We start from the raw sequence: 19,617 nt of genomic DNA, 5'->3' as shown, positions 1-19,617 counted from the left end.
GCGCATCAATGCGAAGCGGTCACGACCGGATTGCCCTGCGCGGCGAGTGCCGCGAGATCGGCGGGCTTCAGCTCGACGGATTCGCCGCAGCCGCAGGCCGATGTCTGGTTCGGGTTGGTGAAGGTGAAACCGGAGCGCAGCGTCGTCTGTTCGAAGCCGAGCTGCGTCCCGAGCAGATAAAGCACCGCCGAGGGCTCGATCCAGACGCGCGCGCCATCGCGCTCGATCAGGTCGTCCTTCGGGTTGGGTTCGCTCACCATGTCGATGGTATATTCCATCCCGGCGCAGCCACCCTTCTTGATGCCAACGCGAATACCCTTTGCATCCGCTCCTGCACCGCCGACGATCGCCTTCACGCGATCGGCCGCTTCCTGCGTCATGCTCATCACTGCAAAGCCCATCGGCTCATTCTCCTTACGCACACGGATTGAAGGTCCGGTGTTTCATGAATCAAATGTAGTGCCAGTGGCTTAACCGATCAATACCAGCGGCCAATTAGTACCAGCCAACGGCGACCTGCGCCTCTTCCGACATGCGGTCCGGCGTCCACGGCGGATCAAAGGTCATCTCGACCTCGACGCCGGAAACACCCTCGACGGAACCGACGGCGTTTTCCACCCAGCCCGGCATTTCGCCGGCCACGGGGCAACCGGGCGCCGTCAGCGTCATCATGATCTTCACCATCCGGTCGTCTTCGATGTCGATCTTGTAGATCAGCCCGAGTTCGAAGATATCGGCAGGAATTTCAGGGTCATAGACCGTCTTCAGCGCCATGATGACATCATCGCTGAGGCGTGCCAGCTCTTCCGCCGGAATGCTGGAATGCACGATGCCCTCGCGCACGTCGATCTTCTGTTCGCTGTCGTCAAGGCTCATAACGGTATCCTCAAGCAAAGAACTTGCGCGCATAGTCAAGCGCATCGGCCAAGGCATCGACCTCGGCACGGGTATTGTACATGCCGAAGGATGCACGGCATGTGGAGGTCACGCCGAAGCGTTTCAAGAGCGGCATGGCGCAATGCGTCCCGGCGCGAACCGCAACACCGCGCCGGTCGATCACCGTCGAGACGTCATGGGCATGCAGGCCCGCAAGCTCGAACGAGAAGATGCCGCCCTTGCCGGGCGCCGTGCCGATGACCCGCAGCGAGTTGACGTCGCGCAGCCGCTCCGTGGCATAAGCCGTCAGATCGGCCTCATGACGGGACATAGCCTCGCGGCCGACCTTTTCCATATAGTCAAGCGCATAGCCGAGACCGATCGCCTGCACGATCGGCGGCGTACCGGCTTCGAAACGGTGCGGCGGCTCGTTATAGGTGACGTTGTCCTCGGTAACCTCGAAGATCATCTCGCCGCCGCCCTGGAACGGGCGCATGGCGCGAAGCCGATCCCTCTTGCCGTAGAGAACGCCGATGCCCGAGGGACCGTAGAGCTTGTGGCCGGTCATCACATACCAGTCGCAATCGAGATCCTGCACGTCGACAGGCATATGGACCGCACCCTGCGACCCATCGACCAGCACAGGAATGCCGCGCTCATGGGCGATGCGGCAGATTTCCTTGACCGGAACGACAGTGCCGAGCGCATTCGACATATGGGTGATCGCCACCAGCTTGGTGCGTTCAGTCAGGCTCTTTTCGAAGGCTTCGATCTGGAACGCGCCCTCGTCATCGACATCGACCCAGACCAGTTTCGCGCCCTGGCGCTCGCGGATGAAATGCCAGGGAACGATGTTGGAATGATGCTCCATGATCGACAGGACGATCTCGTCGCCCTCGCCGATCTCGGGCATGCCCCAGCCATAGGCGACCGTGTTGATCGCTTCGGTCGAGGACTTGGTGAAGACGATCTCGTCGACCGAAGGCGCGTTCAGGAAGCCGCGCACCTTTTCGCGCGCAGCCTCGTAAGCTTCGGTGGCGGCGTTCGACAGGAAATGCAGGCCGCGATGCACATTGGCATATTCATTCGAATAGGCATGGCTGATCGCGTCGATCACCGCCTGCGGCTTCTGCGCCGAGGCGCCGTTGTCGAGATAGACCAGCGGCTTGCCATACACCTGTTTCGCGAGGATCGGGAAATCCTTGCGAATGGCTTCGACGTCATAGGCGGTTACCGGCACGATCTTGTCCATGATGCGATCCGATCAGGCGTGCTTTTCAAGCCAGGCCGAGATCACGCCCTCAAGCGCTTCGACCAGACCTTCGTCTTCCAGTTCCTCGACGATTTCGGCAACGAAGGCATTGACGAGCATCGCCCGCGCCTTGTTCTCCGGAATGCCGCGCGCCATCAGGTAGTAGAGATGGTTGTGGTCGATATCGGCAACCGTCGCGCCATGGCCGCACTGCACGTCGTCGGCGAAGATTTCGAGCTCGGGCTTGACCGAGAACTCGGCATCATCGGACATCAGCAGCGTGTTGCAGGCCATCTTGGCGTCGGTCTTCTGCGCATCCGGGGCAACCCGGATCATGCCCTGGAAGACGCCCTTGGCGCGGTCGAACACGACGTTGCGGATGATCTCCGTCGAGCCGGTGTTCGGCACGTTATGGCCGAGAACCATGGTGACGTCGGTATGGGTATCGCCGCCGAGCAAATTGATGCCGCGCAGCGTCAGGTCGGAACCCTCGCCCGTCGCCTTGATATGCAGTTCCTGGCGCACCAGCTTGCCGCCGGCATTGATGACGAACAGCCTGAACTTGGCGTCAGCGCCGAGATCAACGCGGATCTGGGCGAGATGCGTGTCATCGGCGCCCTGCTGCTGCAGGATGATCCAGGTGAGTTCGGCGCCTTCGCCGATGGTGATGTCACTGACATGAGATACCAGCGCGGCATCCGATGTCACCGTCAGGTGACGCTCGATCACGGTCCCCTTGACGTTGGCGCCGAACGTCACCGGCAGACGTGTATGGATCTGACCGCCAGCATGGACGATGTCGATTTCGAGAGGCTTGTCGAGTTCGGTGCCATCGGCAACGTCGATCACGTAACCGTCGCGCACGAAGCTGCCATTGATACGGCCGACCGCGTCATCGGCGCCGAGTGCGCCTAGCGACGTCGCAGCCGAACCGTCGAGCAGATGCTGCGCATAGCTCGAAACCTCGAGATCGCGCACCGAAGCCTTGGCATCGACATGACCCTGGACGATCGAAAGCACCGAGGATCCCTCGACGAGCGGCTTGACGCTCTTCGAAACGGCATCGCCGGCAACAGCCGGAACCGCGCGCAGCAGGTTCTTCAGGTCGGTATAGTGCCAGGCCTCGACGCGGCGCGTCGGCAGGCCGGACTTCTTCAGATCGTCAAGCAGGCGGTCGCGCGTCGCGGTGACCGCGCCGTCGCCCGGCAGTTCGCCGAACTGGTTGTTGAAAGCCTCGATCAGCGCTGCTTCCGCAGCAGTCAAGCGGCTCGTCGTCTGCATGTTCATGGACGTCGTCCTTTCCGCCTCGATCAGGCTGCCGCTCCGATGATGTCGGCATAGCCATTGGCTTCCAGCTCATGCGCCAGCGTCTTGTCGCCGGACTTGATCACCTGGCCCTTGTAGAGAACGTGGACGGTGTCAGGCACGATGTAATCGAGCAGGCGCTGGTAGTGGGTGATGACGATGACGGCGCGATCCGGCGAACGCAGCGCGTTGACGCCGTCGGCCACGATCTTGAGCGCATCGATGTCGAGGCCGCTATCCGTCTCGTCGAGAATGCAAAGCTGCGGCTGCAGGAGCGCCATCTGCAGGATTTCGGCGCGCTTCTTTTCACCGCCGGAGAAACCGACGTTCAGCGGGCGCTTCAGCATCTCGGTGTTGATCTGCAGCTTGGCGGCCGCATCCTTCACCAGGCGCATGAAATCAGGCGTCTTCAGCTCGTCTTCGCCGCGCGCCTTGCGCTGCTCGTTCATCGCCACCTTCAGGAACTGCATGGTGGCAACGCCCGGGATTTCGACCGGATACTGGAAGGCGAGGAAAATGCCCTTGGAGGCACGCTCCGCAGCGTCGAGCTCAAGGATGCTCTCGCCGTTATAGAGAATGTCACCCTCGGTGACTTCGTAGTCTTCGCGGCCCGACAGGATGTAGGAGAGCGTCGATTTGCCGGAGCCGTTCGGCCCCATGATCGCAGCAATCTCGCCGGCCTTCACCGTCAGGTTCAAACCACGAATGATCTCGGTGCCGTCTTCGGCGATGCGGGCGTGCAGATTTCTGATTTCAAGCATGTTCTTTTTCCATAAAAGCGTTCGGAAACGGGCGCGCTCAGTCGCGCCCCTGAATAGTCAATCGCGACGGCGTCAGCCGACAGACCCCTCGAGCGAGATGCTGATCAGCTTCTGCGCTTCGACGGCAAATTCCATCGGCAGCTCCTGCAGGACTTCCTTGACGAAGCCGTTGACGATCAGGGCGATCGCTGCTTCGGTGGGGATGCCGCGCTGCAGGCAGTAGAAGAGCTGATCCTCGGAGATCTTCGAGGTGGTCGCCTCGTGCTCGAACTGCGCCGTCGAATTCTTCGCCTCGATGTAGGGCACCGTATGGGCGCCGCACTTGTCGCCGATCAACAGCGAGTCGCACTGCGTGAAGTTGCGGGCGTTGGATGCCTTGCGGTGGGCCGAGACCTGGCCGCGATAGGTGTTCTGCGAGACGCCGGCGGCGATACCCTTGGAAACGATGCGGCTCGACGTGTTCTTGCCGAGATGGATCATCTTGGTGCCGCTATCGATCTGCTGATGGCCGTTGGAAACGGCGATCGAGTAGAACTCGCCTCTGGAATCGTCACCGCGCAGAATGCAGGACGGGTATTTCCAGGTAATGGCAGAACCGGTCTCGACCTGCGTCCACGAGATCTTGGACCGGTCGCCACGGCAATCGCCGCGCTTGGTGACGAAGTTGTAGATGCCACCCTTGCCCTGGGCATCGCCCGGGTACCAGTTCTGGACCGTCGAATACTTGATCTCGGCATCATCGAGCGCAACGAGTTCGACGACAGCCGCGTGCAGCTGGTTTTCATCGCGCTGCGGCGCTGTGCAGCCTTCGAGGTAGGACACATAGGCGCCCTCCTCGGCAATGATCAGCGTCCGCTCGAACTGGCCGGTGTTCTTCTCATTGATGCGGAAATAGGTCGACAGTTCCATCGGGCAGCGAACGCCCTTCGGAACGAAGACGAACGAGCCGTCGGTGAAGACAGCAGAATTCAGCGTCGCATAGTAGTTGTCGGTCGTCGGGACGACGGAGCCGAGATACTTCTGAACGAGCTCGGGATACTCGCGGATCGCCTCGGAGATCGACATGAAGATCACGCCGGCCTTCTTCAGCTCCGCCTTGAAGGTCGTAACGACGGAAACGCTGTCGAAAACGGCATCGACGGCGATCCGGGGCTTTTCGACACCGGCCAGGATTTCCTGTTCCTTCAGGGGAATGCCGAGCTTTTCGTAGACCTTGAGAATCTCGGGATCGACTTCGTCAAGCGACTTCGGGCCCGGCGTGCTCTTCGGCGCGGCATAGTAATAGAGATCGTTGAAATCGATCTTCGGATAATCGACGCGTGCCCAGCTGGGCTCTTCCATCGTCAGCCAACGCTTGTAGGCGTCAAGGCGCCATTCCAGCATCCATTCCGGCTCCTGCTTCTTGGCGGAGATGAAGCGGATGATGTCTTCGGACAGGCCCTTGGGTGCCTTGTCCATTTCGATGATGGTCTCGAAACCGTATTTGTACTGATCGACGTCAATCTCGCGGACGCGATCAACCGTTTCTTGTACGGCTGGCATGTCGTTCTCCAATCTCGCCGGATAAAGGGCCGGCAGGCTGTCGTGCGGGCATTTTTTGATTGCCCCTTATGTAGTGGGCCAAAAGGGCCTTTTCAGCCCTGATGGCAAGCAGAAATTTCCGTTTCCGCAATTTTCTGAAGCGCTCAGGCCGCCTCTCCGGTCGGCCTTCGCCGCCCGGCAATTTTCGCAAAGGCGCCGAGCGCCCGGTCTATGTCTTCGTCGCTGGTCGCAAAGCCGAGCGAGATGCGCAGCGCCCCCAGTTTCGGGTCATGGCCCATGGCGACCAGGACATGGCTTTCGCCCACCTTGCCCGAAGAACAGGCCGAACCCGCCGAAATCGCCACACCTTCGAGATCGAAGGCGATCTGCCCTGTCTCGGCCTTCAGCCCCGGCAGCGTGAAAAACGTCGTGTTGCAGACCCGCGACCCCTCAGCGCCATAGATGACGACGTCAGGGGCGGCATTCCGCATGCCGTCTTCAAGACGGCGCTGCAAGGCCGCGATACGTCCGTTCCGGCCGGCAAAGTCCGAAACAGCCGCAGCGGCTGCGGCGCCGAAACCGACGGCAGCCAGCGAATTCTCCGTTCCCGAACGGTGACCCTTCTCCTGCCCGCCGCCATGGATCAGCGGCTTCGGCATCAGGACCTCACCGCGCGACACCAAGGCACCGGCGCCCTTCGGACCGCCAAGCTTGTGCGACGAGAGGATCAGGAAGTCGGGACCCAGCGCGTTGATGTCGATCTCGACGCGGCCTGCTGCCTGAACCGCATCGACGACCAGCAGCCCGCCATGCGCCTTGACGATCTCGGCAGCCTCGCGGATCGGCTGAATGATGCCGGTCTCGTTATTGGCCAGCATGATCGCCACCATCGGCAGGCCTGACGCTACGTCATGATTGGCAAGCTGCGCCTGAAGCGCCGCGAGATCGACCACACCTTCCGATGTCACCGGAATTTCGCTGGCCTTGTCCTTCGAAAAGCGTCCGCCCTCGCGCACGGCCGGATGTTCGACGGCGCTATAATAGAGATGTCCGATCGCCAGCGGCGTGCGCCCCATGCGAAATTCCGGCGTCAGCACCATATTGGCCGCTTCCGTCGCGCCGCTGGTCAGCACCACATGCGAAGCCTCGGCGCCGACAAGCGCTGCGACCTGACGGCGCGCGCCCTCGATCGCGGCCCTGACGGCACGGCCCTCGGCATGCACGGAATTCGGATTGCCAAACAGATCCATGGCGCGCAGCATGGCCTCGCGCACTGCGGGATGCAGCGGCGACGTCGCGTTCCAGTCAAGATAAAGGCGGGGCGGCGCCATGATCTCAGGTCCTGCGCTTGGTTTCTGCTTCGGTCGTCCGGCTCATTTTTCTTGAAATGTCTGCCGGGCTTGCCTTATGACACTTTCCACACTGCGTGGTGCGCCATGCAAAGTTTCGAATTGTTCTAAACTGCGTTTTAGAAAAGCTGACAACGTCCGTCAAGTCTGCGCAGTCCGAACGCGAAAATAAAACCCGGAGTACCGATGCCCGAAGTCATTTTCAACGGCCCAGCCGGCCGTCTTGAAGGCCGCTACCAGCCCTCCAAGGAAAAAAGCGCCCCGATTGCTCTCATTCTGCACCCGCACCCGCAGTTCGGCGGCACGATGAACAATCAGATCGTTTACCAGCTCTTCTACATGTTCCAGAAGCGCGGCTTCACGACACTGCGCTTCAATTTCCGTGGCATCGGCCGCAGCCAGGGCGAATTCGACCACGGCGCCGGCGAACTCTCGGATGCCGCTTCGGCGCTGGATTGGGTGCAGAGCCTGCATCCCGATTCGAAGACCTGCTGGGTCGCCGGCTATTCCTTCGGCTCCTGGATCGGCATGCAGCTTCTGATGCGCCGCCCTGAGATCGAAGGCTTCATGTCGATCGCCCCGCAGCCGAACACCTACGATTTCTCGTTCCTGGCGCCCTGCCCGTCCTCGGGCCTGATCATCAATGGCGATTCGGACAAGGTTGCGCCCGAAAAGGACGTCAACGGCCTCGTCGAGAAGCTGAAGACCCAGAAGGGCATCCTGATCACCCACCGCACGGTGCCGGGTGCCAACCACTTCTTCAACGGCCAGATCGAGCCGCTGATGGCCGAATGCGAGGATTACCTCGATCGCCGCCTCAACGGTGAACTGGTTCCGGAACCGGCTGCCAAGCGCATCCGCTAGGAATTGCTATTCGTGGCGCCCACCTCAAAGGTCGGCGCCACGAAGCCATCAATATGGCGCGGCGCAATCTGCCGCATCCCGGCCTTTCGCAAAACATGCTGCGACGCATGATTGTCCGGATGGGTGAAGGCGATCAGCCGGCCCATGTTTCTTGCCGAAAACCAGTCGATCAGTGCCCGGGCCACTTCCGTGGCAAAGCCCTTGCCCCACTCATCTTCGCGAAACGCGTAACCCATCTCGTATTCGCCGGTTTCCCGATCGTGCAGCGATATTCCCGCGCGCCCGATAAAGCGGCCACCGTCCCGGCTGAGAACCTTGTATTTCGTCGTCCCATCCTCGGCCTGTTCACGGAACCATTGAGCGATGCGCTCCTCGCACCTCGTCATATTCCACGGCTCGCCACCGGACATGAAGCGGCTCGTCGCCATTGTCGAATGCAGGTCATGTACCAACCGCGCATCATCTGGCTGCCACATGACGAGGCGCATCCGTTCAGTCTCGAGAATGGTCTCCACGTCTCACCTCCGCAAGCACTCCACCACTGACAGGCTCCCGCACACCCGTCGTTCCCGGATAGGTCAGCGGCAATCCTTCGAGCGAGCGGACTGCCAGATAGGCCCAGGCCTCGGCCTCCATCGCGTCGCCGTTGAAACCGGCATCCTCGGCGGAAATCACCGCTGAGTCCTGCCTCGCAGCGAGTTCCGTCAGGTCACGCATGATCACCCGGTTCAGCCGCCCGCCGCCGCAGATCACATAGAGCGCAGGCGTCACCGGAAGGTGACCGGCGGATTTGATGATCGAGGCAGCCGCCACGTAGGCAAGCGTGCGCGCGCCGTCGGCGAGCTCCGCATCACTACCCGAAGGCGGCAGAAAATCGTTGCGGTCGAGCGAGCGGCGTTTCGTAGCGTTAAAGAAAGGACTCGCGAGATAGCGCTCCGCGAGATCATCGGCGATACGCCCCTCCGAGGCGATCATCCCGCCCTGGTCGAAGGGAATGCCGGCATGCGCCTCGACCCACTGGTCGATCAGCGTATTGCCGGGGCCGCTGTCATAGGCAATCACCGTCCCGTCGGCACCAACATAGGTCAGGTTCGAGATCCCGCCGATATTGACGAAACAGACCGGCAGTTTGGCGCCGTCTATGTTGGCAGCCAGTGCCGCGTGATAGGCAGGAACCAGTGGCGCACCCTGTCCGCCATGCACCATGTCGTTGGCGCGCATGTCGAAAACCGTGACAATCCCGGTTTCATTCGCCAGCAACGCGCCGTCGCCGATCTGAACGGTCAGCGCCTCGTCCGGTCGATGCAGAATGGTCTGGCCGTGAAAACCGAGCACATCCACCGCTTCGGCAGCAATCCCGTTCGTGTCGAGAAATTCCCTAACGGCAGCCACATGCCGTAGCGTAAGCTCGTGCTCGATGGCTGCCAGATCGCCCGGCCGCTCTGTCCGCGTCGTGATCGTCTTTGCCTGTTCGAGCGCCAGTTTCAGCCGGTTGCGGAAGGAAGCATCATAGCCGACGCCCAGAAACGGCCCGCGCTCGACGACGCTCACGCCGTCCGTCCGCACCAGAGCCACATCGATACCGTCCATCGACGTACCGCTCATCAGGCCGATCGCGGTTCTCACTCCGGGCATGCTTCCTCCAAAAACTCTGCGGCCGAATAGTGCACTTTCGGCAAAACAGTGCTAAACGCGCCGCGGCGCTTCAACAAGTGCCGATCGCAATTCCCTCCGAAGCCTCAAGAGACGAAGTTCATGTCCGAGTTCAAATCCGATTTCCTGCGCACTCTGAAAGAGCGCGGCTTCATTCATCAGATCTCCGATGAATCCGGCCTCGACGATCTTCTCGCCAAGGAAACCGTGACGGCTTATATCGGCTACGACCCGACGGCCTCGAGCCTTCACGTCGGCCATCTGACGCAGATCATGATGCTGCACTGGTTCCAGGCGACCGGCCACCGTCCGATCTCGCTGATGGGCGGCGGCACCGGCATGGTCGGCGATCCCTCCTTCAAGGAGGAAGCGCGCAAGCTGATGACGATCGACATGATCGAAGACAACATCGCCTCGATCAAGCGCTGCTTCTCGAACTACCTCGATTACGGCAAGCCCGCCAACGCGGCGCTGATGATCAACAATGCCGAGTGGCTCCGCTCGCTGAACTACCTCGAATTCCTGCGCGATGTCGGCCGTCACTTCTCGGTCAACCGCATGCTGTCCTTCGATAGCGTCAAGACGCGCCTCGACCGCGAACAGTCGCTGTCCTTCCTCGAATTCAACTACATGATCCTGCAGGCCTACGACTTCGTCGAGCTTGCCAAGCGCTACGACTGCCGCCTGCAGATGGGCGGTTCCGACCAGTGGGGCAACATTATCAACGGGATCGATCTCGGTCACCGCATGGGGACAGAGCAGCTCTACGCGCTGACCTCACCGCTGCTGACAACCTCGTCGGGCGCCAAGATGGGCAAGTCCGCGTCCGGCGCCGTGTGGCTGAATGCCGAGCTTCTGCCGGTCTATGACTTCTGGCAGTACTGGCGCAACACCGAGGATGCCGATGTTCCGCGCTTCCTCAAGCTGTTCACCACCCTGCCGATGGATGAAATCGCCCGCCTCTCGGCCATTGGCGGCGCAGAGCTGAACGAGGTCAAGAAGATCCTCGCGACCGAAGTGACGGCTATCTTGCATGGCCGTGCAGCGGCCGAGCAGGCAGCTGAAACCGCCCGCAAGACCTTCGAGGAAGGCGCGCTTTCCGACAATCTTCCGTCGGTCGAAATTCCATCCGCCGAACTGGATGCCGGTCTCGGCCTGCTCTCCCTGATCGTCCGCGCCGGTCTCGCCGCATCGAACGGCGAGGCGCGCCGTCATGTCCAGGGTGGTGCCGTGCGCATCAACGATCAGGCCGTCAGCGACGAGCGCAAGATGATCGGCAGCAGCGAGATCACCGCCGATGGCGTGATCAAGCTGTCGCTCGGCAAGAAGAAGCACATCCTGATCCGTCCCGCTGCCTGATAAGCGGGCAAGTCAGCCATCATCGAAAGCCGGCCTCGCGCCGGCTTTTTTTATTGAAATTCGAAGATGTTGCGGAACACGCCGGGCGCAATGATCGACAGCGGATTGATCTGCAGGTTCGGCTTGTCGAACTTGCCCGTCAGCTTGAAGGTGATGCCGATCAGGCCGCGATCGGAACCGTTGCCGAGAATGATGCCGATAACCGGCAATTCTGCGAAGAGGCGGTTCAGCCCATAGGCCGGCATGAACGTGCCGGTCATGTCCATATTGCCATTCGGATCGCGGATGGTGCCCTGAAAGGTCGCGCCGATCTGCTCGCCGCGCACCACACCGTTTTCGATGCTGACAATGCCGTTCTGCGACACGATGCGGGCAAAGCCGCGCTGGAAGCGCTGTGCCGATGTATCGATATCGCGCTTGACCGCCGAATTCAGGCTTCGTTGATCCTGACCGACAGGGGTCGAAACGATCGAATGCAGCCTGTCTTCATTGACGATCGAAAACCGCCGGACATCGGCAGAACCGTCCCAGCCGCCATTGCCGAAGCGCACCGTCATGTTGAGCAGCCCGCCGCGCATATGCTTGTAAAAATCGGCAAAGCGCGACACGGAGCCAGCGTCACCGGTCGTGACGTTCAGGATCCGCCCGTCCTTCATCTGCGTGACTACCGCCTCGCCGCTATCGGTCACGCCTGAAAGGTTGAGGACCTGCAGATCGCCGTCGCGCATCATGTAGAGCGCATCGAGGCTGCGCAGACGCTCGTCATTGAAGCCGACCACCTGTCCAAGCTTGGCGCGCACCGTGATGTCGCCGCCGCTGTCGGATTTCCCGTCGCCGTCGCCGCTACCGTTCTGGCCGTTCTTCAACCTGGCCAGGATCGGCCGCGCATCCGCGGTGTCGCCGGAAACCGAGACTTCGAAGACACCCTTGGCGCGGCGGATGGAGATCGCGAAATCGTCGAGTGACGACAGTTTCACGCTATCGAATGTCGCAGAGGTCAGTCCGCCCTTGCTGACCACGAGCGAGCCGCTGGCACCAAAACCGTCACCCTTCAACTTGAAATTCTTGACCTGCGTATTGTCTGCCGGACCGGATATCTCGAAGTCCGCCCCAGCCGGAATGCCCGCGCCTTTCGACCATCCGATCCACGGAAGCTGCAGCGTCGAGCGTGACAGGTCGATACTGACGGCTTGGCGGTCGTTGTCGATCCGTGTCAGCTCCACCTTGATGCTGCCGTCGATGATGCCTGACAGACCGGGCAACAGTTTTTCTCGCTGGTCGTTGGTCAACGTCGCGGTGATTTCGCGCTCTGGCGAGATGCCCGAATTCTTGTCGACCGGCTCCAGCAGCGAAATATCGGCAGGAACGCCGTCGATCTGCCCCTTGCCGTCGAGCGTCACCTGTTTCGGATCGGCGTTGAGCGTGCCATCGAGATTGGTGATCTTGCGGCCGGACACCGGCTTGGCGACATCGACGCCCGAAAGCTGCATCGACGCCTTCCAGTCCGGTGGTGGCGGGTTCTGGGCGCTGACCAGTCCGAAACGTGCCTGTACCGTCGCGCTAATCTTGCCGCTGAGATCCTGCGGCACGAGGTTGGCGCGCTGCAGCACCTGCACGGGCTTATAGGTAAGCAGTTCGCCGACAGCATCGGCAGCCCCCGATATGGCAAGCTGCATCTCCGCCATCAGCGGCTTGTCGTAAGTCGCCGGCAGCACGAACGTGCCTTCGCCGAGATCCACCGTACGCCCGGACGGAAAGAACGACCGACCGCTTTTGATCGACACCGTCGCCCGCGGTCCCTTGAGATCGAAATGCGCCGCCGTATCGCGGATCGGCGGAATATCGCCGGCAACGTTCATCCGCGCATTGGCGATATCGAAATCGATCTTGATCTGATTCTCGTCGAGCTTCAGCCCCTTGCCGACAGCCTCGTCCAGCCGGCCGAAGGGGATGAAGACCGAAATCGAGGCATCGCTCACCGTTCCGCCGAATAGGTTCTTCAACACCCAGTCGCGCGCCTTCGGCGCCATCCAGAACGGCCAGAGCTGCTTGATCGCCGCCGTCTGCAATTGCTGCGACTGCCCGGCAAAACTTATCTCCGGCGAGACGTTGCCGAATTTCACATGCAGAGCGCCGTAAAGCTGTCCGAGTGGACTGGAGGCCGTGATGCCCGGGAATTGCAATTCGCGGGTAGCGACCATGAAGCGGCCGCTTGCCTGGATATCGAAGGGTACCGGCTGCTCGCCGGAACCAACGGGCGAAGCGCTGCCGCCGCTAACCAGGAGATCGACCCCGAAACCCTTGCCGGCCGCTGGATCGAGCCGGTCGAGATCGATCAGCGCACCGTTGAACGGCACCGATGTGGCGCCGAACTGCCCGTGCGACTTGGCGATCTCGATCGTCTGTTTCTTGAAGTCGTAATCGAGATTGATCTGCCCGCTGGTGAGTTCCTGCTGGTCGCCGTCGACATAGATCAGACCGGGCGCAAGCGTAATGCCGGCGCTCAGCGCGGGATCGGTACCCTCGCCGTCTCTCGCTGCCGACACCGTAAAATCGGCAAATGCATTGACCCCCTGCCGGATCTCGCCAAGCACGTTCCGCTTGATGGCAAACGGCGTGACATCGGCGTGGCTGAGCTTGGCGGTAAAGCGCTGGGTCTTGCCGTCGCGGTTGTCAGCTTGGACATCGAGCATCGCCGGCTCGCCGTTGATCGAGATCTGACCGGCTAGATGCAGCGCGGTTGCCGAAGGACGGGAAAAAACGAGATCATCGACAACGATCGACAGCGGCCCGTTGGCGGTGTCGGCAATCTTGATGTCGATGCCTGAAATACGGATGCTGTCCGTACCGCCCCGCTGTGCGAAACTGTCGAACAGGTCAAGATGGGAGAAAGCCGCTTCCAGCGCCTCAGGGATCTGATCGACCCGCAGATTTTCGAGCTTTACCGGATTGCCGGAAGGCAGAAGCGCCGTATCGAGTGCAATATCCTCGGCCTCGACATCGGCAATCGCTATCCGCCCGCGAAACAGCGCCAGCGGATTGAGAGCCATGCGCATTGCACCTGTCGTCGACAGATGCTGGCCGCTTTGCTGGTCGATCATGTTGACGTTACGCGCTTCGAGAGCCAGCCGAAGACCGGAGGTGAAACGGATCACGGTCGATCCGACCTCGGCCCTGTATCGCGGACCGATCGCCGAATTGAGCGCCATCTGCGCCTGCTTCGAGAGCGTCTGATCGACCATTCCGCTTTCGATGACGGCGGCGATGACAGCCAGAATGAGGACAAGCACGGCAAAACATCCGCCGGTCCATCCGGCGGTGCGCCGCAGCTTGGAGCGTGGCGGCGGGCAATGCACGATCATGGGATCTTCGGTTTGGGCCGAAGGGAGTTCATGCAAGGCGACGATGTCTTTCTTGCGAAACGTAACTTTTTCGCCGCGGATCGCCGACATACGTCTTGGGTAACTCCTTGAATTCCACTTTCCGGTCTAGCTCGCCCGGTACTCGCCCAATATATATCGGCTGGGTTAAGTGTCACCCATAAACCCGGCAAAAGAAAGGTTTCCACATGGCGGATATCGGCATCGGCGCCGAAGCCCCGGACTTCGACCTCCCGCGTGATGGCGGCGGCCGCGTATCGCTCGCAGAATTCAGGGGCAAACCTCTGGTTCTGTTCTTTTATCCGAAAGATGACACGGCGGGCTGCACCGCCGAATCGATCGGCTTCACCGAGCTTGCCGGCGAATTCGAAAAGGCCGGTGCCGGGCTTGTCGGCATGTCGCCCGACTCGGTCAAATGCCACGAGCGTTTTATCAGGAAACATAGCCTCGCCGTCGCGCTTGCTTCGGATGAGGAAAAGACCGTGCTGCAGACCTATGGCGTGTGGAAACAGAAGAGCATGTACGGCCGCACCTATATGGGCGTCGAGCGCACCACCTTCCTGATCCGCGCCGACGGCACCATTGCCACCATCTGGCAGAAGGTCAAAGTGCCCGGCCATGCAGAGGCAGTGTTGCAGGCCGTCAGGAACCTCGCCGCATGACCGCACTGACGATGACGTCGTTGCGAGGTGGCGCGATCGACGCCATCCGCTCCGCCGATCTCGACAGGAAGACGGAGCTCGCCCAGGAAGCAGCAACGCGCTGGTTCGAGCGCAGGATTTCGCTGCGCTCGCCGCTCGACCCCCCATTGCCGGAGCGGCCGGGCCGCCCGGAGAAACCGAAGCTGGTTCCGCCGACCCAGGTTGAGAAGCGCTCGCTGCACACGGTTCATGGCCGTATCGCCCTGCTTCATTCGATCGCCCATATCGAACTCAACGCCGTCGATCTGGCCCTCGACATCGTCGCCCGCTTCGCCACCGAACCGGTGCCGAACTCCTTCTTCGACGGTTGGATGCAGGTTGCCTTCGAGGAAGCCAAGCATTTCCGCATGGTCCGCGACAGGCTGCGAGACCTCGGCGCCGATTACGGCGATGTTCCGGCCCATGACGGGCTCTGGCAGGCGGCGCACTCCACCCGCAACGACCTGACCGCCCGGCTCGCCGTCGTCCCGCTCATTCTCGAAGCACGCGGCCTCGACGTCACGCCGTCGCTGCAGGCGAAGATGCGCGAAACCGGCGACCTTGAAAGCGCCGCCATCCTCGATGTCATCTACAACGATGAAAAGGGCCATGTCGCGATCGGCGCAAAATGGTTCCGGTTTCTCTGCGCCCGCGAACGCCGAGATCCGGCTCAGACCTTTCGAGAGCTCGTCCGGGCAAACTTCCGCGGCCCGCTGAAACCGCCTTTCAACGACCTGGCGCGTGCCGAAGCCGGACTGACACCATCGTTCTACCGTTCATTGACATCGACAAGCAGTGGCTGAACCATTGCGTGCGCCGGCTCCATGGCCGAAGTAATTTGTTAACCTTAACAGTGTGTAATCAACCCAATCGAGGCACGGGCGCATCAATTGGGAGATTCTCCGTGACGCATGCACAGCACCAGCGCGTATTCGGCAAGCGTTCACAAGAGCATATCCTCATTCTGGCCAGCGGCGACAAGGTCCGCCACATGACGGTCAAGCCTTGGATGGCCGCCCTTGCCTTTTGCTTCGTCGGTGTATTCGCCATCGGATATCTGCTCGCAACCTCCTATCTCGTGCTTCGCGACGACCTGATCGGCGCCACCATGGCGCGCCAGGCCCGGATGCAGCACGATTACGAAGACCGGATCGCAGCCTTGCGTGCCCAGGTCGACCGCGTCACCTCCCGTCAGTTGCTCGATCAGCAGGTCGTCGAGGACAAGGTCGACAAGCTGATGGAACAGCAGATGGCGCTGACCTCGCGTCACGGGAAGCTCGGATCGCTGCTCGACCGGGCCGAAAGCTCCGGCCTCACGGATAAGGACATGCCGGCGCCGGTCCAGTCCTTCGTTCCCGATACCAAGGACAAGCGCGCATCGCTTTCGGGCGGCGCCGCAGCGATCAACAAGATGCTTTCGGGCGGCAGCGAACCGGCGGACGCCACGCCTGACAATACCACCCTCGCCTATGTTCCCGCACCTGAAACTGTCGGCGACCGCGCCGACCGTCTGTTTTCTAAGGTCACGCTTTCGCTGAAAGGCGTCGAGGAAGACCAGCGTTCGCGGGTCGATCAACTGACAGCCGATGCAGGCGATGCCGCCGATGCCATTTCCAGCGTCCTGAACCGCTTCAGCATTTCAGTCCCGCAGCAGACGGCAAAAGCCGGCGATGACGATAGCGCCGTCGGCGGTCCCTTCGTGGAGCCGGAGAGCGAAGACGATTTCGACAATTCCCTGGTGCAGCTCGACACCGCGCTGACACGGCTTGAGACCGTGCGTAACACCGCCGAATCCCTGCCCTTCCGCAATCCCGGCATCGGCAAGGACATCACGAGCCCCTTCGGCAACCGCCGCGATCCGTTCCTCGGCCGCCTGGCACTTCATTCCGGCATCGACTTCCGCTTTGCCCCAGGCGAAAAGGTTCGCCCGACGGCCGCTGGCAAGGTCACCACCGCCGGCTGGACGGGTGGCTATGGCAACATGGTGGAAGTCGATCACGGCAACGGCATTTCCACCCGCTATGGGCACATGTCGCAGATCCTGGTAAAGGTCGGCGACACCGTCGATCGTGGCGATGTTATCGGCCTTGCCGGTAGCACCGGCCGCTCCACCGGCACGCATTTGCACTATGAAGTACGCCAGAACGGTCGCGCCGTAGACCCGATGTATTTCATGAATGCAGGGTTGAAACTGGCGACCTATATAAAATAACCAAAGGCAGTAACCACAGCTTTACCTGTGCAAGGGCTGCAAGGCCCGTATTCCTTGACTTGCAAGCCGTTTGGGAATATGTCGCGCTGCATTGCGGCATGCAATCCCGCCGACTCAGCCAGAGTTCGGCCGAACCTGAACGGAAATAGTTTTCCCTTTGACGACATTTGCTGATCTTGGCTTGAGCCAAAAAGTGCTTTCCGCCGTTACCGACGCCGGCTACACGATCCCTACCCCTATTCAGGCGGGCGCCATCCCGTTCGCCCTGCAGCGCCGCGACATTTGCGGCATTGCGCAGACGGGTACGGGCAAGACGGCGTCCTTCGTTCTGCCGATGTTGTCGCTGCTGGAAAAGGGCCGCGCCCGCGCCCGCATGCCCCGCACGCTGATTCTCGAGCCGACCCGCGAACTCGCGGCCCAGGTCGCCGAGAATTTCGAGAAATACGGCAAGAACCACCGTTTGAACGTCGCCCTTCTGATCGGCGGCGTGTCCTTCGAAGAACAGGACCGCAAGCTTGAGCGCGGCGCCGACGTTCTGATCTGCACGCCCGGCCGCCTGCTCGACCATTTCGAGCGCGGCAAGCTGCTGATGAGCGGCGTCGAGATCTTCGTCATCGATGAAGCCGACCGCATGCTCGACATGGGCTTCATTCCGGATATCGAACGCATCGCCAAGATGATCCCGTTCACCCGCCAGACGCTGTTCTTCTCGGCCACCATGCCGCCGGAGATCCAGAAGCTCGCCGATCGCTTCCTGCAGAATCCGGAGCGCATCGAAGTCGCCAAGCCGGCCTCCGCGTCGAAGACCATCACCCAGCGTTTCGTCGCCACCCATGGCAAGGATTATGAGAAGCGCGCTACCCTGCGTGATCTCGTGCGCGCCCAGGAAGAGCTGAAGAACGCCATCATCTTCTGCAATCGCAAGGTCGATGTTGCCGACCTGTTCCGCTCGCTGGAACGGCATGGCTTCTCCGTCGGTGCGCTGCACGGCGATATGGACCAGCGTTCGCGCACCACCATGCTGCAGAACTTCCGCGACGGCCAGCTCCAGCTTCTGGTGGCCTCTGACGTCGCAGCCCGCGGCCTCGACATCCCGGATGTCAGCCACGTTTTCAACTTCGATGTACCGATCCATTCGGAAGATTACGTTCACCGTATTGGCCGTACCGGCCGTGCAGGCCGCTCCGGCGCCGCCTTCACGCTGGTGACCAAGCGCGATATGAAATTCACCGATGCGATCGAAAAGCTGATCGGCGAGAAGGTCGAATGGCTGAACGGCGATCTCAATGCCCTGCCTCCTGCAGAGGAAAGCAAGGAGATGGATCGTCCGGGACGCGGCGGCCGTGGCGACAAGAGCCGCGATCGCGGCCGCGGCAAGGGCCGCGGCGCTTCGGGTCATAAATCTGATACCGCCGTCGAACATACTACCGCAGAAATCATCGAAGTAGCACCACCAGCAAAGGTCGAAAGCGTGAAGCAAGAGCGCAAGGCAGAGAACAAGCAGCACAACAACGCGCGCAACACTCGGCCCTATCCGGCAAACGACGACTCTCGCGACCGCCGCCGCTACCGCGACCACGATGACGGCCCGACACCGGTTGGTTTCGGCGACGACATCCCTGCCTTCATGTTGATCGCAGCCAGCGCCAAGGTCTGATCCCGCGATGGGTCAGCCGGGCATCGATTTCCCAGGCCTCGGCGTAGGCCTGGTGATTTTGCGCGACGGCAAGATTCTTCTCTATGAGCGCGTCAAGGCGCCCGAACCGGGTCACTGGAGCATTCCAGGCGGCAAGGTGGATTTTATGGAATCCACCGCCGAGGCCGCACGCCGCGAGGCCGAGGAAGAAACCGGCCTCGAAATCCGCACTGTCAGACTGCTTGGTCCAGCGGAGGTGCTCAGCCAGGCCGACAGGCAGCATTGGATTTCGCTGCTTTACATCGCCGACGAGTTTCGCGGCGATCCCGAGATCACTGAGCCGGATAAGCTTTCCGATTTCGGCTGGTTCGGCCGCAACGAGCTGCCGCAGCCACTCTCCGAATTTGCCCGTGCGGCAATCGATTTCCTCGGCGACACCGACCTCCGCTGACTACTCGGCCCGCAGCGCTGCCTCGTAGGCAAGCCTGACCCATTTCGCCATCTCGTCCGGATCATCATAGGCATTCTCGGGGATAGACCAGTAGGGCATCTTCACCGGATTGCCCTTCTTGCCCTCGTAGGCCCACTGGCTGGCGCCGGCATCGGCAAATTCCGGCGCGCTCTTCTCGTCAGCCTTCAGGAGCATTTCATCGCGCAGTTCGATCGCGATGATCCGGCCGAGGTGATAGATTCCCTTGCCGCCGAACATCCGCTTGATGGTGACAGGGCCGAGGCCCTGAAACATTTCCTCGATCGCCGCCGTATCCAT

At 61.2% G+C, this 19,617-nt stretch carries 18 protein-coding genes; 7 read left to right on the top strand and 11 right to left on the bottom strand.

What is annotated here, in order from left to right; genetic code table 11:
• Positions 1 to 5 precede the first annotated feature (5 nt).
• The 7 genes from sufA to AC1DIJ_RS17135 form a co-directional block, all read right to left on the bottom strand.
• Complete coding sequence (sufA, locus tag AC1DIJ_RS17165) at positions 6 to 401, bottom strand: Fe-S cluster assembly scaffold SufA (RefSeq protein ID WP_112387294.1); 396 nt, start codon at positions 399 to 401, stop codon at positions 6 to 8.
• 94 nt (positions 402 to 495) lie between these two features.
• Positions 496 to 876 (bottom strand): SUF system Fe-S cluster assembly protein, encoded by a 381-nt coding sequence (locus AC1DIJ_RS17160; protein ID WP_112387293.1) that lies wholly within the window; start codon positions 874 to 876, stop codon positions 496 to 498.
• A gap of 10 nt (positions 877 to 886) precedes the next feature.
• Positions 887 to 2,128: a cysteine desulfurase gene (locus tag AC1DIJ_RS17155; RefSeq protein WP_112387292.1), complete on the bottom strand. Its 1,242-nt coding sequence runs from the start codon at positions 2,126 to 2,128 to the stop codon at positions 887 to 889.
• A 12-nt stretch (positions 2,129 to 2,140) separates the two neighbouring features.
• A complete protein-coding gene (sufD, locus tag AC1DIJ_RS17150; RefSeq protein ID WP_112387291.1) occupies positions 2,141 to 3,415 on the bottom strand; it encodes a Fe-S cluster assembly protein SufD in 1,275 nt (424 codons plus the stop codon).
• Between the two features lie 23 nt (positions 3,416 to 3,438).
• Complete coding sequence (sufC, locus tag AC1DIJ_RS17145; RefSeq protein ID WP_112387290.1) at positions 3,439 to 4,194, bottom strand: Fe-S cluster assembly ATPase SufC; 756 nt, start codon at positions 4,192 to 4,194, stop codon at positions 3,439 to 3,441.
• A gap of 72 nt (positions 4,195 to 4,266) precedes the next feature.
• Positions 4,267 to 5,736 carry a Fe-S cluster assembly protein SufB gene (sufB, locus tag AC1DIJ_RS17140; RefSeq protein ID WP_112387289.1) on the bottom strand — a complete coding sequence of 490 codons (1,470 nt, stop codon included), beginning with the start codon at positions 5,734 to 5,736 and terminating at the stop codon, positions 4,267 to 4,269.
• A 143-nt stretch (positions 5,737 to 5,879) separates the two neighbouring features.
• Positions 5,880 to 7,046: a cysteine desulfurase family protein gene (locus AC1DIJ_RS17135; protein WP_112387288.1), complete on the bottom strand. Its 1,167-nt coding sequence runs from the start codon at positions 7,044 to 7,046 to the stop codon at positions 5,880 to 5,882.
• Positions 7,047 to 7,250: 204 nt separating this feature from the next.
• Here AC1DIJ_RS17135 and AC1DIJ_RS17130 point away from each other — a divergent pair, with 204 nt between their 5' ends.
• Positions 7,251 to 7,928: an alpha/beta hydrolase gene (locus tag AC1DIJ_RS17130; RefSeq protein ID WP_112387287.1), complete on the top strand. Its 678-nt coding sequence runs from the start codon at positions 7,251 to 7,253 to the stop codon at positions 7,926 to 7,928.
• Here AC1DIJ_RS17130 and AC1DIJ_RS17125 read toward each other — a convergent pair.
• Together AC1DIJ_RS17125 and AC1DIJ_RS17120 are read right to left on the bottom strand one after the other, a co-directional pair.
• A complete protein-coding gene (locus AC1DIJ_RS17125; RefSeq protein ID WP_112387286.1) occupies positions 7,925 to 8,416 on the bottom strand; it encodes a GNAT family N-acetyltransferase in 492 nt (163 codons plus the stop codon). The genes AC1DIJ_RS17130 and AC1DIJ_RS17125 overlap by 4 nt on opposite strands.
• A gap of 4 nt (positions 8,417 to 8,420) precedes the next feature.
• Positions 8,421 to 9,563: an anhydro-N-acetylmuramic acid kinase gene (locus AC1DIJ_RS17120; protein ID WP_477831488.1), complete on the bottom strand. Its 1,143-nt coding sequence runs from the start codon at positions 9,561 to 9,563 to the stop codon at positions 8,421 to 8,423.
• Between the two features lie 120 nt (positions 9,564 to 9,683).
• Here AC1DIJ_RS17120 and tyrS point away from each other — a divergent pair, with 120 nt between their 5' ends.
• Positions 9,684 to 10,940: a tyrosine--tRNA ligase gene (gene tyrS, locus AC1DIJ_RS17115; protein ID WP_112387285.1), complete on the top strand. Its 1,257-nt coding sequence runs from the start codon at positions 9,684 to 9,686 to the stop codon at positions 10,938 to 10,940.
• Between the two features lie 50 nt (positions 10,941 to 10,990).
• Here tyrS and AC1DIJ_RS17110 read toward each other — a convergent pair whose 3' ends face one another.
• Positions 10,991 to 14,392, bottom strand: a complete 3,402-nt coding sequence (locus tag AC1DIJ_RS17110; RefSeq protein WP_112387284.1) for a YhdP family protein — start codon at positions 14,390 to 14,392, stop codon at positions 10,991 to 10,993.
• Between the two features lie 116 nt (positions 14,393 to 14,508).
• Here AC1DIJ_RS17110 and AC1DIJ_RS17105 point away from each other — a divergent pair, with 116 nt between their 5' ends.
• From AC1DIJ_RS17105 to AC1DIJ_RS17085, 5 genes are all read left to right on the top strand, one after another.
• Positions 14,509 to 14,982 carry a peroxiredoxin gene (locus tag AC1DIJ_RS17105; RefSeq protein WP_112387283.1) on the top strand — a complete coding sequence of 158 codons (474 nt, stop codon included), beginning with the start codon at positions 14,509 to 14,511 and terminating at the stop codon, positions 14,980 to 14,982.
• On the top strand, positions 14,979 to 15,803 hold the full coding sequence (locus AC1DIJ_RS17100; RefSeq protein WP_112387282.1) for a ferritin-like domain-containing protein: 825 nt from the start codon (positions 14,979 to 14,981) through the stop codon (positions 15,801 to 15,803). Before AC1DIJ_RS17105 ends, AC1DIJ_RS17100 begins: the two co-directional genes overlap by 4 nt.
• A 101-nt stretch (positions 15,804 to 15,904) precedes the next feature.
• On the top strand, positions 15,905 to 17,212 hold the full coding sequence (locus AC1DIJ_RS17095) for a M23 family metallopeptidase (RefSeq protein ID WP_112387281.1): 1,308 nt from the start codon (positions 15,905 to 15,907) through the stop codon (positions 17,210 to 17,212).
• 157 nt (positions 17,213 to 17,369) lie between these two features.
• On the top strand, positions 17,370 to 18,869 hold the full coding sequence (locus AC1DIJ_RS17090) for a DEAD/DEAH box helicase (RefSeq protein WP_112387280.1): 1,500 nt from the start codon (positions 17,370 to 17,372) through the stop codon (positions 18,867 to 18,869).
• A 7-nt stretch (positions 18,870 to 18,876) separates the two neighbouring features.
• Positions 18,877 to 19,299, top strand: coding sequence for an NUDIX domain-containing protein (locus tag AC1DIJ_RS17085; RefSeq protein WP_112387279.1), 423 nt, complete (start codon positions 18,877 to 18,879; stop codon positions 19,297 to 19,299).
• Here AC1DIJ_RS17085 and AC1DIJ_RS17080 read toward each other — a convergent pair whose 3' ends face one another.
• A complete protein-coding gene (locus tag AC1DIJ_RS17080; protein ID WP_112387278.1) occupies positions 19,300 to 19,617 on the bottom strand; it encodes a TfoX/Sxy family protein in 318 nt (105 codons plus the stop codon). It abuts the gene before it with no gap.

This window comes from Rhizobium sp. 10N427 (genome assembly GCF_056394605.1).
Note: the sequence above shows the minus strand (reverse complement) of the source record. Positions and strands in the feature narration are given on the sequence as shown.

What these genes read in the sequence shown, in the direction of transcription:
- AC1DIJ_RS17110 (WP_112387284.1), bottom strand. Translation starts at nt 14,392, where the DNA reads ATGTCGGCGATCCGCGGCGAAAAAGTTACGTTTCGCAAGAAAGACATC.
- AC1DIJ_RS17105 (WP_112387283.1), top strand. Translation starts at nt 14,509, where the DNA reads ATGGCGGATATCGGCATCGGCGCCGAAGCCCCGGACTTCGACCTCCCG.
- AC1DIJ_RS17085 (WP_112387279.1), top strand. Translation starts at nt 18,877, where the DNA reads ATGGGTCAGCCGGGCATCGATTTCCCAGGCCTCGGCGTAGGCCTGGTG.
- AC1DIJ_RS17080 (WP_112387278.1), bottom strand. Translation starts at nt 19,617, where the DNA reads ATGGATACGGCGGCGATCGAGGAAATGTTTCAGGGCCTCGGCCCTGTC.
- AC1DIJ_RS17155 (WP_112387292.1), bottom strand. Translation starts at nt 2,128, where the DNA reads ATGGACAAGATCGTGCCGGTAACCGCCTATGACGTCGAAGCCATTCGC.
- AC1DIJ_RS17125 (WP_112387286.1), bottom strand. Translation starts at nt 8,416, where the DNA reads ATGCGCCTCGTCATGTGGCAGCCAGATGATGCGCGGTTGGTACATGAC.
- sufD (WP_112387291.1), bottom strand. Translation starts at nt 3,415, where the DNA reads ATGAACATGCAGACGACGAGCCGCTTGACTGCTGCGGAAGCAGCGCTG.
- AC1DIJ_RS17120 (WP_477831488.1), bottom strand. Translation starts at nt 9,563, where the DNA reads ATGCCCGGAGTGAGAACCGCGATCGGCCTGATGAGCGGTACGTCGATG.
- sufC (WP_112387290.1), bottom strand. Translation starts at nt 4,194, where the DNA reads ATGCTTGAAATCAGAAATCTGCACGCCCGCATCGCCGAAGACGGCACC.
- sufB (WP_112387289.1), bottom strand. Translation starts at nt 5,736, where the DNA reads ATGCCAGCCGTACAAGAAACGGTTGATCGCGTCCGCGAGATTGACGTC.
- AC1DIJ_RS17130 (WP_112387287.1), top strand. Translation starts at nt 7,251, where the DNA reads ATGCCCGAAGTCATTTTCAACGGCCCAGCCGGCCGTCTTGAAGGCCGC.
- AC1DIJ_RS17135 (WP_112387288.1), bottom strand. Translation starts at nt 7,046, where the DNA reads ATGGCGCCGCCCCGCCTTTATCTTGACTGGAACGCGACGTCGCCGCTG.
- AC1DIJ_RS17160 (WP_112387293.1), bottom strand. Translation starts at nt 876, where the DNA reads ATGAGCCTTGACGACAGCGAACAGAAGATCGACGTGCGCGAGGGCATC.
- sufA (WP_112387294.1), bottom strand. Translation starts at nt 401, where the DNA reads ATGGGCTTTGCAGTGATGAGCATGACGCAGGAAGCGGCCGATCGCGTG.
- tyrS (WP_112387285.1), top strand. Translation starts at nt 9,684, where the DNA reads ATGTCCGAGTTCAAATCCGATTTCCTGCGCACTCTGAAAGAGCGCGGC.
- AC1DIJ_RS17100 (WP_112387282.1), top strand. Translation starts at nt 14,979, where the DNA reads ATGACCGCACTGACGATGACGTCGTTGCGAGGTGGCGCGATCGACGCC.